Here is a 14421-nt window from a genome sequence, read left to right as displayed (position 1 = left end):
AATGGTCAGAGATATTCTAGTGACGCTTCCAACGGATGATGGGCCGTCATTCGCGTTAGACTACGCTGTAACGGTCGCCAAAGCCTTCGACGCACACCTCACCGGCGTTGCGTTTGTGCAAGATTTGGCCACGGCAGGAGCGTTGTTTGATGGTGGGGCGGCGATCGTTCTGGATGATTACCGTCGGGAATTGGAAGCCGCCGCTGAATCTGCCAAAATTCAGTTCGACGGAACGGGGCAACGAGAAGGCATCTCCGCCGAATCGATGGTTATCAACGCAGGGGTCGCGAGCGTCCCTGAGCTCCTCGCACGCACCGCGCGACGTTTCGATTTGACAATCCTTCCTCAAACTAACCCGGGAGACAGACGTTCGGGAGAGGTGATGATCGAGGCAGCCTTACTGGGATCCGGTCGTCCAATAATGGTTGTTCCGTATCTCCAGGAAGGCGGCGTCAAGTTTGATATGATCCTTGTTTGTTGGGACGGCAGCCACAATGCCGCGCGCGCCATAGCCGACGCGATGCCATTCCTGACGCGCGCAAAACTGGTTGAGGTGGTAACAGTTGCAGCTGGCGGAACCGCTGATGACAGCATGGCTGGGCTGTACATAGCGCACCACCTTTCTCGCCATGATGTGACTGTTGAATTGAGGGATATTGTCGCTCATCACCAAGACGTGTCACTTAGGATTGTTTCTCATGCGGCACAACAATCAGCAAGCTTGATTGTTATGGGCGGCTATGGACATTCACGCCTTCGTGAGTTCGTTCTGGGTGGCGCGACTCGCGACATGCTCGACTCGACGACTGTTCCAATTCTGATGTCACATTGAACCGGCCAACCGCTGCAACGCTGTCGGCCGTCAAAGGGGCGTCATCAATCGGTCGATCCGTCGATCAGGCCACCGAATTCCAAACGCCTGCGTCTGCCTGTCAGACACGGCCGTTGGCCCCTCAGAAAGGCGGAGAGCAGGAGAATATTGATGCGCGGTCTGCGGTCTCAGCGGCCTGCACTACCTCGTAAGCCTCACGGTCTGCGCATAGAGAGCCGACATTTCGTCATCACGACCAAATAACGATCTGGATCACCGCGACTAGTTCACGCGAATTCTGGCGCATCTTTGGAGGAACGACGGACATCATGATTGGTGGCTGGTGCCGATTGTCAGTGTCGAGACGCGGATTGAGACCGATGGACTCGCGTACCGTTTCCGATCAACGCCGTCGATTCCACTTAGCTCCGAAGGCTGGGCGATGAGGATTTTAAGAACCAGAGTTCGACATGATACTGCTTTGGAGGTTCGAAATGGCTGATTTTCGTGTCAGTTCTACAACACATTACGAATCGAGGGTGGGCACAGCTCGAAGCACCTTCAGAGGCGATTTGAGTTGACTTCTGATAGTCCTTCAGGCGCGCTAGTCGCGGCAGAACGACTGTTTGACCGACGCCGCTGGGAGATCGACTGTGTGGAAGTCGAGGGTGTTTCATCTGCTGACCATGACGATGCGAACACCACATCCGCCGGTAGAAACTTGTAAGCTGAACGACGTCGATCCCCTTGCCTTCCTGACTGATGCGCTCACCAGGATCGTCAACGGTCACCCAAACAGCGAAATCGATCAGCTGCTTCCCTGGGCCTATCGCGCGCAACCCCTCAAAACCTGGCCTGAAAACGACGCTTACGATGCAACGATCCTGCGGCGCTGATATCCCTCGCTCGAAAAACCCAGGTGTCCAACTCGGCGTCGCCAGAGGCGTCGCGGCAACCCCCTTTCGGCGCGACAAGGTAACGATCATCGCGTCGCCGGGAATGGCTGATCTCGGCGCCTGGCTGGAGCAGCTTCTGGCGGAGAGTACAGGCAAGCAGGCGCGCCGGCTGATCTTGCCCGAGCGCTACGGCAGCGACCGGTTCTTCGCTTACCTGGAGCTGGACGGGCAGATCGACCCATCGCGACGCTGCGCCGTCGAAGCGCTGGAGCGAGCCGGCCGTGCGGTCGCGCGGATCAGCGTGAGGGATGTCTGGCACATCGGCCAGGAATTCTTCCGCTGGGAGATCGCCACCGCCGTCGCCGGTTCGATCATCGGCACCGATCCATTCAACCAGCCGATGTCGAGGCGAGCAAGGACAATACGCAGGCGCTGACTGACGCGGCGCTCGAATAACGCCTTGCCATAAGGGGTATGCCAAATGCAGATCGGCATCATTGGTTTAGGCCTGATGGGCGGCGGTATCTCTCGCCGTCCGATGAAGGTGGGTATATTGCATGGTGTTCGACACCAACGCCCAGCCGCGCGAAGCGTTGGCGAAGTAGGGCGCCACAGTCGCCCAGGTGTGGAAGAGCGCGTGGTCTTACCGCCACAAGTGGCCGATCGTTCGCCGAGATGATGACGTGTGAGCGTCGTAACCTTAAGCGATGGGTTGAGATGTCGTGCGGTGATTGGAAAGTCAATGGCACGAAGGCTCGTCTTTCGATTTTCGTAATCTTGATTTCAGCGAGAGCCAACAATTCGGTCGCCGCTGACCGCTTTTCGCGCGTAACCGCAGACGTGCAAGTCGGCGCACAAATTTCGCACCACGAGATCGGTAAACGTTAGTGATAACCAATATCCGCGCGTACTTTCCCTCGGAATACCCAGTAGGACCATCCAGTGTACATGAGGATGATCGGCAGCAGAAACGGCGTACCAACGAGAAGAAAGGCTTGCTTGCTTTCGGAGGACGCCGCCTGCCAACCTAGTCGCCTTGACCAGGGTTCGCAGAGAAATATTGCTCTAGCTTGCCAGCTACACCATCGAAGGCTTTTGCGTCCGCTGGTTCCGGGCGCTTGATAGTGATATTCGGCCAGACCGCAGCATATTCAGCATTCAACTTGAGCCAGCTTTCGAGACCAGGCCCGGTGTCAGGAAAGATGGCTTCAGCCGGGCACTCCGGCTCGCAAACGCCGCAATCGATGCATTCATCGGGGTTGATGACGAGCATGTTGTCGCCTTCGTAGAAGCAGTCGACAGGGCAGACCTCGACACAATCCATGTATTTGCATTTGATGCAGTTGTTGGTGACGACGAAGGTCATGGCGTTCGCTCCGGTGGCCATGCACGATCAGGCCGATAAAACAAGGCAAGCTTCAGACTCTCGGCGATGCGCACGGCCTTGGCGCGAAATTCCTCGCTGACGCTATCTTCGAACAGCTCACGGCAGGTCTCGTCGAACAGCGCGAGCCAGCGTTCAAACAGGTGAGGCTGAATGCCTGGAATGACGAGATGCTTGCCGACGGGATTGACCCTTGTAGCGCCCGGTGGTGAGCATCACCGAGGACCAGAAGGCATACATCTTGGTCAAATGCGGTTGCCAGTCACCGGGGATGGCGTGCGCAAAAATGGGAGCGAGTTCGGGATCGAGGCGAAACCTTGGTGTAAAACGCATCGACGAGCTGGCGAATACCGTACTCGGAAACACTATTGAACTTGGCGGCGGCCGATTTCATATCGCGAGCAACACAACGAGAACACCGAATACAGTCCAGAAAAGGGAATTAAACAGCATGCGGACCAGATCACGGTGCCTGGCGAGGCCGAGAGCCGCGCATGCGAGGTTTCCAGGTAGCAAGAATGGCCATGCCACGATGTCACCGATCGGAACGGTCCTCCTCATGGGCTATTCCTTCTATAAGATGTATTAAGAATATCGTTTATAAACCCGCTGTTGCGGTAAAGCAATATAGTGTTTACATCTTTTGTTCATGCTAGGAGAAATAAGCGCGTGCGCCTGACCGTCTATACCGACTACGCGCTGCGAGTGCTGATGTACCTTGCCCTCAAGGAAGATCGGCTGGCGACAATTGCGGAGATCGCCGACAGTTTTGGCATCTCCAAGAACCATTTGATGAAAGTGGCCCATCAATTGGGCGTTGCGGGCTATATTGAGACCGTCCGTGGTAGAGGTGGCGGGTTACGCTTGGCCAAGCCGATCGAAGCAATCGGTCTTGGCGAGGTGGTGCGCTATACCGAGCCGGATATGGCGATCGTGGCGTGTCTTGAACCCGTCGATGCTCCCTGCGTCATTCGCCCGTGCTGCGTTTTGAGGCGGGCGTTGGAGAAAGCGCGTACGGCATTCACTGATGTTCTCGACGGCTATACCTTGGAAGATCTAGTCCAGCCCCGCGGGAGGCTCGTGGGCTTGTTAGGTATTCGCAAAGCAAAGTCCTGAAGTAATTGTCGCAATTGCCTTCTATTTTCTGCGTTAGCCAGCGCAAAGAAGGGTGAATGCTCGAAACCAGATATCGTCGTTCTACCTGGCTGGGGATATGCCCGACTCGCCTATCTTGCATTTGCCGGTCGCGGATTGTGATCTTTGCAGCGTGGGTAGTTCGACGATAGGGCTGTGCCCCATTTCAGCACTCAGAGAGATGATGAGCAAATCTGCAGGACTTAGACACGCGTTTTGGCGCGAAACGCTGATACACGCTGCCATCTATCGCGAATGGGTTGAGAGTCTCGGAGCTTTACCGCCCGCATGGAGTTTATTGGCCTAGCGGACAACGGCAGCTTCCGAATTCCGCTCACGCAGCAAGATGTCGCCGATGCATGTGGGCTTTCACTGGTTCACGTGAACGGACGATCCAGAAACTCAGGAGTTTGGACCTCGTTGAATGGGAGAACCACACGGTGACTCTGCTCCGTGCACAGGAACTTCAAGCTGTAGCGGAGTTCAGCTCTGATTATGTTCATGAGCTGAACCCAAGCGGATGATCAAAGCTCAACATCTGGCTTAGAGCTTTAGGAACGTCGGGGCATTTACCAAGCTAGTGCCAATGTCGCGTCTGATCGGATGAACAATGGCCACACCAAACCTGCCGCCCGGTTGCGAGACGCGCGCCGCTTCTCGGACAGCAGAGGCATATCGCTAATGTCTTGAAGTGACGTGAAGGCGATTGCCAAATCCGCAGGGTCGTCAAGCGAAAGCGAGGTGGAATCACCCAAACGCACGTCTGTCGTTGGGTCGGACTCACGCGCAGCTTCGAACCGAGACGGCGAACTGTCGATTCCGACGATCCTTTACTCTTATGCCCGCGAGGCAATAGGAACTAAGCTGCCGGCGGCAGGGATGTCGGCGCTTCATCCAATCCGGAAGGCATGCCCTCTTGCGGGCGGACCATGAAGCCCGTGCTCGATGGGGCAAGGCCGGACCGCAATGTTTGCCCTCGCTGTGAGGGCGATCCGCTGCATGACCCTACCGCCGTCAAACATATTAAGGCCAGCCGATACACTGACGAAGAGGCTAATCATTCAGGGTACCGTCAAAACCGGGCTTTAAGGGTCAGAGCGAAGAGGAGGAGCGAACAGGAGCCGCTCTTGGTATGCTCCGACCAAGCAGCATGTTTCTCAAAACCACGGCATCGCTATGAGCCTCATCATGCGCGGCAAAACGAGTGTGATCCGGCCATTTCGAGCTAGAGAAGGTAGTTCGCCAAGGCCGCCACGATTTCTTGAGTATCCATCGGCATAAAGACATCGAAACTTATGCCAACGAGCAGGATCATGTCCGATCCACTTCCGGAGTGCGGTGCTCCGGCGATGTCCTTGGCCCACGGATTTATCGCAGCATCTGCTTTCCTGAGCCCCCGGGGCACAGACGGTCGAGAATTCGAGTGCCATCGCCTGAGCCGGCCGGCTCGTATGCTCGCTTTAGCCTGATGTCCTCGGCAACAAGTTTTTTGCTCATTGATATTCACTTACATTCTGCCGCCTCAATCTGTTGCTGTCCCAAGGGAGGATCGTGTTGGCGGATCGCCCTGCAGTGCCAAGCCGATGCTGTGAGCCGGGACATTGGACTCTTTGGTTGATTGTTGCGTGCTATTTCCCGCTACTACGATTGACATAAATACTATCCAGGCGACAGCCAAGAACGTCAGCCGGCCGTTGTTGTCGTCCGCCCAGATCTGGCTCGAGCCCGGCCGACCGCCTGTGGGCAAAAGTTCGATCAAGCGTTCGGCCAGAATGCTCGCCTCTGACGGGGACCATCGGCCGCTGTTGGATTTACCGATCTTCGAAGCAAGGCTGTTTACCGCCTGATCTCTAGAAAGCCGAGCTAAGCACGCAGCCTCTTGCCATGGATCAACGTTCTCACGTGCGAGCACAGACAAGACGCTCAACGTCATCTCATCTGTCTCGCAAACCGAGGCGAACAAAAACGCATCGTACTGGGACTCGGTACGAGTAAATCCAGTCATTTCACACTCCTTCGGAAAATGGGCTGACAGTCAGTGCGACCTCGCAGCAACTGCCGTCCTTGAGTTGACGCCTCCATCCGCAGACCTCTACAACGTGCTTTGCCGGGTGCCGGAAGATCTCTCGTTGCAGCCACCCAGCTGCCCGATCGCGCAACGTGACGAGGTGAATTCGACAGAACTGCGTTGCCGCCCGCTGTCCAGTGCCGGGGCGGACGCAGGATCGCCCGGGCCACAATGGCTTTCGTGGGTTGCTATGGCGCAAGTGTATCGGGACCAATGATCGCTTCGAAAGTCCCGGAATAACGCAATCGACGAACCTCCTGACTGTCTGGTGCGCGGCATAGCCGAACATCCGGCTCGCGCCAGGACTCCAAAATTTGAGCCGCCCTCCGGCCGGCGGCAACAATTGCGTCCGAGTTGCCGAGGATTGCCTCGATAACACCCGCGCGGCATGCGCGCCGCTGCATTTGATTCGGAGCTCAGCATGACGTTGCATTCTGCAAAGAGTTGATCTTCAGCTGAATGCTTGAGCCACCCCGAACCCTGCTGATTCGTCAGGCGCTATCAGGGCCTCGATTTTGGAACAATAGCGCTCTTCCACGACTGGTTCGCAGTTTTGCGAGAATCGCTTGAAAAGCGAGAATTTTTGGCGGATCGCTCGCCGGAAATGCACCCTTCAGTTCCTCGTTCAATTGTAGATCGAGTTCACTCTTCGTACGTTGCGCGCAAGCTTCTGTTGGAGCCATCTCGATTCTCCATCACTTCTATTGGACGTCCAAAACACTTTCGGTCGGCAGCTCTCCAGGAGTCGCCTGGCGGCGCCGTCTCAGCAACCGGAGCGATCCCGCGCAGCACCTTTCGCGGGAACGGAAGGTTGCACAAAGTGTTCAGCTGAGAAACGTTTCCAGTTGCTCAACCTGTTTACGATGAAGAAGGAGCAGGTACGTAAGCTTAGCATTCAGTCTAGAATCAAAGCCGTTCAGGACGGCCTCTTCAATCATGTCCGACAACTTGGTCTGGTTGCAGCATGCGAACGTTATCGTGCGCTGGAGGCCGGACTTCCTGCTGGGCATCGCGATCGCGTTGACTTGACTTTGGTGGCGCGGGTCCGCGCCACCTCTCGCGACAATCTCCTTCTTGAGAAGAACGCATATAGCTCCTTGGGCGAGTTCCGACTCAAACGCTAGGTCTGCAACATGAACGTCGGCGACACGGCCGATTGCCGCAAACGCCTTGGCGCCGAGGCGCTCAACCTCAAGAAGCTCGTTCAGAAACCGCACCGTCTCTTCCTTAGACCAATACCCGAAACATGCCGGATCCGACCCGCGCATTCCGCACGGAGGCGATGCGAACGTTTGTATTGTGCCGTCCAAGTCAATTTCGTGTGGCAATCGGAGCTTGTGCATGTTTTCGTTTCCCTGCGAACGAGGACCTGCAGCCTTCCTGATCACGTCAGTTCGTATTTGCATGTGGCCGCCGTTCGAGTTCTCGCTTTCTGGACTGCATTTGCAAGCGAGAAATATTGTCGGTTTGCATCAAGGAAGTTGTTACGTCCCGGCGGGTTCGAAGGCGATAGCTACAATTTACGCGCGCTCGTCTCGACCGCCTGCCAGACTTTTCGGATCTTAACTCGCTGTCTCGCCCCAAGGCGATGCTGGACAAGCGCTATGTGTCACTCGTCAGCGCGACCTCCAAGCGCCGCGCATCTGCTGTAAACCCGTTGCGAGAGAACGCTTTCCCCAAGGACGATAAGTCATCGGTCGCCGCGATGTCGCTGAATTCGTCGGGAAACATCGATGGCATCGGGCGGATAGTCTCTCGCCTACTCGCGTGTGGCGCGGTTCACTGGAACAGTCGATCGGTAGCCGAGTGTTCTGTCGGCCTGAGATTCGCAGGGGCAGTTCGACCAACGAGTGAACGTGCGTGCTCACACTCTTTGGCGACGTGCGGCCGGTTAGCCGCAAAAAAATCGACAAGAACCGGCCATACTTTTCCTTTGTCAAAGTCAGACGCAAGCATACCTTGGTGTCAACGCGCCGGTCAGGTCGTCAGCGGTAAAGCGCAGACGGTGGGAGGCCCAAATGAAGAATGCGTTGCTTACGTCCCTGCTATCAGGTTTCTTTCGCGTGCCGCTAAATCAGCTCTTGAGCTTCTTTTAACGTTGCGGCGGGTACCCATCGATCGTTCGATCGGCTTGGCCCTGTTGACGAACAACCGCAGCGGCGAGTGCGAGTACTCACTAGCAGTCGCCGCCGGCGATTCTGAGGAAGACAGTCACTGCTTCGGAGGGTTTCGTCGCTGCTCTGCGGCCTTCGGTAATGCAAAGCACGCCGCCGTTAGCCAAAGGCCGCGTCCAGCAGCTCAACGGCCGGAGAAAGGAGATATCGGATGTATCAGAATATTCTCTTGGCTTTCGACGGTTCGCCGCGAAGCTCTCGCTCAGGCCGAAAAGTTGGCCTCTGTGTGCGGTGCGACGGTTCACCTTCTTGCGATCATCGACCTGTCCGAAAGCATGATTATCGTCGAAGGAATGTCCTTTGTTCCTGACAATCAGCGATTTGTACTCCAGACCGTGCTTGATGAGGGCGTGAAACAGTTAGGGGACGCCGGGTGCAGCGCAGCCGGCGAACTCAAGTACGGAAAGCCGACGGAGCAGATAATTCTGTCCGCAAGAGAGATAAACGCGGATTTGATCATCATTGGCCATCGAGACCAAGGAACGCTCGCTCGATGGTTAAGTGGGTCGGTGGGCGAATCGATCCTGCATCGACCGCCGTGTAGTATGCTCGTAGCTGTAAGGTCGGCGCATCGAGGGAGCAGTATCGCGCCGATTCCGCAACTGAAGGTACGGGGTAAGAGATGAAGTGCATATCGTCCCCGAACGCAACTGAGCGGGCCCGTTGCACTACTCAAACCGGGGACTCGAGTATTCAGCCTCAGAGCAAGAAACAGCGGCCCCGTTCCACTGAATTCGCCCAGAACTTCACGCTGTGACAAGTGCCCCTCGGAACTTCGGGCGATCAAAAATACTGCACGATGATGACAATTTAATTCGTTTGCCGGGTCATACGCAGATGCGACATAGAAACACTGCCGCTGCGGCCCATAGTGGGTCTGCAATCGAGCTTAAACCACGGTCGTTTTCGGAGCTAGTAAATGTCGACATCGTCGAGGGTCATTGAGGCGGACAGGGTTGTTCACCCGAACCCAACAGGATGGCGGCGCTATCTCTACTCAACTAACCACAAAGACATCGGCACGATGTACTTTGTGTTCTCGATATGCGCAGGCTTGATCGGCGGAGTCCTTTCCATCGTCATTCGGCTGGAGCTGCAGCTGCCGGGTCTCCAGATATTCTCTAACCCGCACACCTACAACGTGTTCGTAACGGGGCACGGCCTGATCATGATCTTTTTCACGCTCATGCCAGCAATGATGGGCGGTTTTGGCAATTGGATGGTGCCACTGATGATCGGCGCGCCGGATATGGCCTTTCCGCGAATGAACAACATTTCGTTTTGGTTGCTGCCGACGTCGTTTGCACTGCTGGTCATATCGATGTTCGTGGAAGGTGAACCGGGCTCGAGCGGCGCTGGGACCGGGTGGACGCTCTACGCCCCGCTATCGACGGCAGGCCACCCGGGACCGGCCGTCGATTTTGTGGTCCTGTCCATGCATATTGCCGGTGCGTCTTCAATTCTTGGCTCGATCAACTTCATCACGACGATCTTTAATATGCGAGCCCCGGGAATGACCCTGCATAAGATGCCCTTGTTCGCGTGGGCAGTCCTCGTCACCGCTTTCCTGTTGTTGTTATCGCTACCAGTACTCGCCGGCGCCATCACCATGATCCTCACCGATCGCAATTTTGGGACAACGTTCTTCGCGCCGGAAGGCGGAGGAGATCCGGTATTGTATCAACATTTGTTTTGGTTCTTTGGTCATCCCGAAGTCTACATTATGATTCTGCCAGGCTTCGGCATCATTAGTCATGTCATCTCCACCTTCAGCCGCAAGCCGATCTTCGGTTATCTCGGAATGGTCTATGCGCTGCTTGCGATTGGACTAATCGGGTTTCTCGTCTGGGCCCATCACATGTACACAGTCGGGATGTCGAGCAGTGCCCAAGCATATTTTGCGTTCGCCAGCATGGTGATTGCGGTGCCGACCGGTATCAAGATCTTCTCCTGGATAGCCACTATGTGGGGAGGCTCCATGACGTTTAAAACACCGATGCTGTGGGCCATCGGGTTCATCTTCGTGTTCACCGTCGGCGGCGTCACTGGTGTTGTTCTCGCCAACCCGGGTATTGACCGAACTCTGCAAGATACCTACTACGTCGTTGCGCACTTCCATTATGTGTTATCGCTTGGCGCGGTGTTCGCAATCTTCGCGGGTTGGTACTACTGGTTTCCGAAAATCACTGGATACATGTTCTCGGAATTCCTCGGCAAGCTGCACTTTTGGTTGACATTCGTCGGTGTCAATCTAGCGTTCTTTCCAATGCATTTTCTCGGCTTGTCAGGAATGCCGCGACGAGTAGCAGATTATCCCGATGCATTTGGCGGTCTGAACCAGATCGCTTCGGTTGGATCCTACATCTCCGCAGCTGGTCTGATCGTGTTCTTCGTCGGAATGTTTTATGCGTTCGCTCGGAAGGACAGGGCTGCGGGCAATCCGTGGGGCCCTGGTGCAACCACGTTGGAGTGGACGTTAACTTCGCCTCCGCCGTTTCATCAATTTGAAGTCTTGCCTCGAGTTGACTAGGTGGCTCCGCGAGCACAACAAATCGCCCACTGCCGGAGCATAGGCGATATGGCCGCTTCGCGATCCTGCGCCTAAGTAATGATACAGCTTTGCCTCGCACGAACAGCGGTCGCTAAGCCGATACTGAAGGATGTTGGTTGTGCTAGGTCGATAGGATCCGCGAGAGCCTCTGTTCACATGCACAGTCGCTGCACCTAAAGTCATTAGAATTCGTTTGTCCAACGACTTTGCAGGATGTCTCATCGAGTGTGGACGGGGCGATCGCGAAGAGAGGCGGTGATCGTGATCAGGGACATTCTGGTGGCGCTCCCAACGGTTGATGTACTACTGTGTGCTGGACTACGCCATTAGCCGTTACCAAGGCCTTCAATGCGCACCTCACAGGCGTCACGTTTGTGCAGAACAAACCTATCGTTGGACCGTTGTTTGACGGCGCGACAATGATCACCGTTCATGAGTATCGGCGAGAATTTGCAAGCCGCTGCGGACGCTGCCGAGGTCCGGTTCAGAATGCGAACCAACTCGATGGGCTCTCCGCCGAATCCATGGTTCTCAGCGCGGAACGGAGCAGCGTTCCTGAACTCCTTGCACGCACTGCGCGGAGGTTCGACTTGACGATTCTTCTTCAGGCCGAGCCAGAAGAGGGAGGTTCAGAAGAGGTGATGATCGAGGCGAGCTTACTACGATCTGGCCGCCCGATCCTGATCGTGCCTTATTTCCCAGGAGTGTAGAGCCAAATTTGACATCCTTCTGGTTTGTTGAGATGGCAGCCATAATGCTGCGCGCGCGATAGCGGATGCGATGCGCCGTTTCTCATTCGCGCTAAACGCGTTGAGGTGACAGTTGTCGCAACTGACGGGTAGGCCAATAACGGCATGGTCAGATTGAATATGGTGCATCATCTTTCTCGCCATGACGTGATTGTCGAGCTGAGTAATGTTGTGAGTCATCACCAAGACGTCTCCCGCAGGAGTCGCTCTCATGCAGCACAGGAATCAGCCGATTTGATTGTAATGGGTGGATACGGCCATTCGCAGCTGCGTGAGGTTATTTTCGGTGGTGCGACGCGCGACATGCTCGGCTCGACCAATGTTCCGATTCGAATGTCACATTGAGGGGCGCCGCGCAGCTTCTGATATTGATCCATTTCCAGGCGTTTGCGTCACGAACGTTTGCCACGGGTGCGAATCCGCGTTTGCGACTGTGGACTCAAACGCGACCGTTGGCTTCCACGGAGGCCCGATTACAGAGACTCATCAAATTTTCTGATCTGAACGCGCAATAGTTGTCGCTTGTCAATTGCGCGCGAAAGAGGACAATGACGAAGAGGTTAAATGCGGTCCTTGGAAAGCGAGGACGTCGAGCCCGGAGGAGGGAAAATGAACACGCACCAAGTTGCAGTTGGCCAGGATCTCCCAGGGAAATTGCCGCCGGTGACGATTTCGCAGACGGATCGAGAAAGGCTCGTTTCGGTCGCGACGGCGGCGCTGACGGACAGACGCGGGTCCTCGGCCGCCGCGAATCTCTTAAGGGAGGTCTGCCGAGCAACCATTGTTCCGGATGAGCAGCTTCCGACAAACGTTGTGGCCGTCCACTCGCGCGTTGACGTGCACGACAATCTCACGGGCACGAACAACCAGATCCTTCTCATCTTTCCAGACGAGAAGTGCGCCAGCCCAAATGCACTTTCAGTGCTGACGCCGTTGGGCGCCGCCCTAGTTGGATTGACTGAGGGTGCTTCGGTCGACTGGTGCACCGCGAGCGGTGACCGAAGCAGTAAGACGGTTCTTCGCTGCAGGTGAGGCCAGCGAGGTAATCGACGATCTCGGGAGCCGAGCGTCAGGGGCCGAGCATAACGGAAGGATATTTGAAATGTTGGCATTGTCCAAGCCCGCAACCGAACGCCCAGTAATGAGTAAGGAAGAAGCGATTGGGAGACTTCAATCTCTCCAATACCATGGTGAGGAGGGCAAGTAACGTGCATGCCAGCGCAGACACGGTCCTGTGCGACTTCCTCGATGCAGCGGGCTATCAAGAAGTCACAGCCGAATTCCGGAAGATTCATAGGATTTATCCGACAGTGGTCCCCCGATATTCGAGGCCTTCTTAGCAGTTGCAGGCGGAAGCTCGGCGAACTCGCCGGCTCAAAGACTTGGGCGAGGCATTGGAACTCGGTGATCGCAAACCGGGCTTGACGTACTTTATGCCTTGCAAAGAGCGGGTTTGACGATCAGGCGCCTGGGCTGGCGACTCTCCTGTAACCACTGGTCGATCCGGTTACTAAACGGCTTGCCAGCCTCGCGTCCCGCCGCAGGCGGTTTTAGGGGTTATCATTGTGGGTCTAATCTGTTCGGTTGAGGATCTCCGGCGGTCACGACTCGTTTAGTAAGCAGCAGCGTCTATGAAGCCACCGCTCGCACGCACGTTCTCTCGAAGAATCTGGAAGCCGCGAGTCGCGCGAGAGTTCGATGGGGCGATCTCAAGCAGGTCGACCGGAGAGCCCTCAGGGAGGCTCCCACCATGGCGGCAGCTTCGGCTGCTGAGCGGATGACCGGCATCGCTGATTCCACATTTGATCTCTCGACGGCTGGCGTTCAGGCATTCGAAGTTGCCGTGGCGAAATAATGAACGAACGTCGGCAAACCGAAGTCCCACTCCGGGACCCTCCATGAATTAGGGAATGAGTTCGTCGGGCTCCGCACGCGGCCCCGCAGTGGGGGCGCGCCGCAGCGGCGAACCAGGAGCATCGCCGCGCTCGCGTGGGGACGGACGACCGGACCGATCCCGATCGAGCTTGGCTCTAAGCTCGACCAAGTCGGTGAAGACGTCCGCCTGGCGGGGAGACGGACGGCGACGGCCGGGGGCCGACGCTCGATGGTCGATACCATGGTCACGCGCACGCCACGGCGCTGCACGGCCTCCACCAGCGACCGGAAATCGCCATCGCCGGAAAACAGGACCATCTCGTCGAGGTTCGCCGGCGAGCTCCAAGGCCTGGACCGCGAGTTCGATGTTCATGTTGCCCTTGACCGTGCGCTGTCCGGACGAGTCGACGAATTGCTTCGCGGGCTTCGTCACGACGGTGTAGCCGTTGTAGTCGAGCCAATCGAGCAGCGGTTGGATTGATGAGAATTCCTGATCTTCGATGATGGCGAGTAGTAGAAGGCGCGGAGCAGGGTGCTCCGGCTCTGGAATTCCTTGTAAAGGCGCCTGTAGTCGATGTCGGAGCCAAGCGTCCGGCAGGTGGCATGAAGACTGGCGCCGTCGATGAAAAGGGCAATTTTACTGAGCGAAGACGGCATGTTGGCAGCCCGTATGAGCCGGGCGGAAGCACGGTTCGGCACCTCACTCGCATTCTTCGCGTTGCGGCGCGAACGTGAGCTCCGGATGGAGAGGCTCCCCGCCATCACTGTGGGAGCCGTCC

Annotated in this window: 11 protein-coding genes and 2 pseudogenes; 9 read left to right on the top strand and 4 right to left on the bottom strand. The window is 56.4% G+C overall.

All coding sequences use genetic code 11. From position 1 onward, the window contains the following. Position 1 precedes the first annotated feature (1 nt). From ACVWW3_RS19370 to ACVWW3_RS19360, 3 genes and pseudogenes are all read left to right on the top strand, one after another. On the top strand, positions 2-832 hold the full coding sequence (locus tag ACVWW3_RS19370; RefSeq protein ID WP_456648984.1) for a universal stress protein: 831 nt from the start codon (positions 2-4) through the stop codon (positions 830-832). 692 nt (positions 833-1524) lie between these two features. Continuing rightward, a pseudogene (locus tag ACVWW3_RS19365) lies at positions 1525-1707 on the top strand (transposase domain-containing protein); the annotation flags it as partial. A gap of 103 nt (positions 1708-1810) precedes the next feature. Continuing rightward, on the top strand, positions 1811-2143 hold the full coding sequence (locus ACVWW3_RS19360; RefSeq protein WP_456648985.1) for a hypothetical protein: 333 nt from the start codon (positions 1811-1813) through the stop codon (positions 2141-2143). Between the two features lie 591 nt (positions 2144-2734). Here the strand turns inward: ACVWW3_RS19360 and fdxA are convergent. Continuing rightward, a complete protein-coding gene (fdxA, locus tag ACVWW3_RS19355) occupies positions 2735-3073 on the bottom strand; it encodes a ferredoxin FdxA (protein ID WP_456648986.1) in 339 nt (112 codons plus the stop codon). Between the two features lie 687 nt (positions 3074-3760). Between fdxA and ACVWW3_RS19350 the strand changes: the two genes are divergently transcribed. Then, positions 3761-4207 carry an RrF2 family transcriptional regulator gene (locus ACVWW3_RS19350; RefSeq protein WP_456648987.1) on the top strand — a complete coding sequence of 149 codons (447 nt, stop codon included), beginning with the start codon at positions 3761-3763 and terminating at the stop codon, positions 4205-4207. Between the two features lie 1540 nt (positions 4208-5747). Here ACVWW3_RS19350 and ACVWW3_RS19345 read toward each other — a convergent pair. Together ACVWW3_RS19345 and ACVWW3_RS19340 are read right to left on the bottom strand one after the other, a co-directional pair. Next, positions 5748-6230, bottom strand: coding sequence for a hypothetical protein (locus ACVWW3_RS19345; RefSeq protein WP_456648988.1), 483 nt, complete (start codon positions 6228-6230; stop codon positions 5748-5750). Between the two features lie 887 nt (positions 6231-7117). Next, entirely contained in the window at positions 7118-7510 is a 393-nt protein-coding gene (locus tag ACVWW3_RS19340; RefSeq protein WP_456648989.1) for a hypothetical protein, read from the bottom strand. A gap of 371 nt (positions 7511-7881) precedes the next feature. Here ACVWW3_RS19340 and ACVWW3_RS19335 point away from each other — a divergent pair, with 371 nt between their 5' ends. The 5 genes from ACVWW3_RS19335 to ACVWW3_RS19315 all read left to right on the top strand — a co-directional run bounded on the left by ACVWW3_RS19335 (position 7882) and on the right by ACVWW3_RS19315 (position 12799). Further along, the gene (locus ACVWW3_RS19335) at positions 7882-9093 is read left to right on the top strand and encodes a universal stress protein (RefSeq protein ID WP_456672073.1); all 1212 of its coding nucleotides are present in this window, start codon (positions 7882-7884) and stop codon (positions 9091-9093) included. A 293-nt stretch (positions 9094-9386) separates the two neighbouring features. After that, complete coding sequence (ctaD, locus tag ACVWW3_RS19330; protein WP_456648990.1) at positions 9387-10997, top strand: cytochrome c oxidase subunit I; 1611 nt, start codon at positions 9387-9389, stop codon at positions 10995-10997. A gap of 395 nt (positions 10998-11392) precedes the next feature. Continuing rightward, a complete protein-coding gene (locus ACVWW3_RS19325) occupies positions 11393-11728 on the top strand; it encodes a hypothetical protein (RefSeq protein WP_456672072.1) in 336 nt (111 codons plus the stop codon). Positions 11729-11872: 144 nt separating this feature from the next. Beyond that, positions 11873-12112, top strand: coding sequence for a universal stress protein (locus tag ACVWW3_RS19320; RefSeq protein WP_456648991.1), 240 nt, complete (start codon positions 11873-11875; stop codon positions 12110-12112). A gap of 264 nt (positions 12113-12376) precedes the next feature. Further along, entirely contained in the window at positions 12377-12799 is a 423-nt protein-coding gene (locus ACVWW3_RS19315; protein ID WP_456648992.1) for a GreA/GreB family elongation factor, read from the top strand. 871 nt (positions 12800-13670) lie between these two features. Here ACVWW3_RS19315 and ACVWW3_RS19310 read toward each other — a convergent pair. Next, positions 13671-14299: pseudogene (locus ACVWW3_RS19310) on the bottom strand (LabA-like NYN domain-containing protein). Between the last annotated feature and the right edge of the window lie 122 nt (positions 14300-14421).

The sequence above is a fragment of the Bradyrhizobium sp. LM2.9 genome (assembly GCF_054056555.1).
The sequence above is the reverse complement of the archived record's forward strand: the minus strand, read 5'-3'. Positions and strand labels throughout refer to the sequence as shown.

What these genes read in the sequence shown, in the direction of transcription:
- ACVWW3_RS19370 (WP_456648984.1), top strand. Translation starts at nt 2, where the DNA reads ATGGTCAGAGATATTCTAGTGACGCTTCCAACGGATGATGGGCCGTCA.
- ACVWW3_RS19360 (WP_456648985.1), top strand. Translation starts at nt 1,811, where the DNA reads ATGGCTGATCTCGGCGCCTGGCTGGAGCAGCTTCTGGCGGAGAGTACA.
- fdxA (WP_456648986.1), bottom strand. Translation starts at nt 3,073, where the DNA reads ATGACCTTCGTCGTCACCAACAACTGCATCAAATGCAAATACATGGAT.
- ACVWW3_RS19345 (WP_456648988.1), bottom strand. Translation starts at nt 6,230, where the DNA reads ATGACTGGATTTACTCGTACCGAGTCCCAGTACGATGCGTTTTTGTTC.
- ACVWW3_RS19335 (WP_456672073.1), top strand. Translation starts at nt 7,882, where the DNA reads ATGCTGGACAAGCGCTATGTGTCACTCGTCAGCGCGACCTCCAAGCGC.
- ctaD (WP_456648990.1), top strand. Translation starts at nt 9,387, where the DNA reads ATGTCGACATCGTCGAGGGTCATTGAGGCGGACAGGGTTGTTCACCCG.
- ACVWW3_RS19320 (WP_456648991.1), top strand. Translation starts at nt 11,873, where the DNA reads ATGGTCAGATTGAATATGGTGCATCATCTTTCTCGCCATGACGTGATT.
- ACVWW3_RS19315 (WP_456648992.1), top strand. Translation starts at nt 12,377, where the DNA reads ATGAACACGCACCAAGTTGCAGTTGGCCAGGATCTCCCAGGGAAATTG.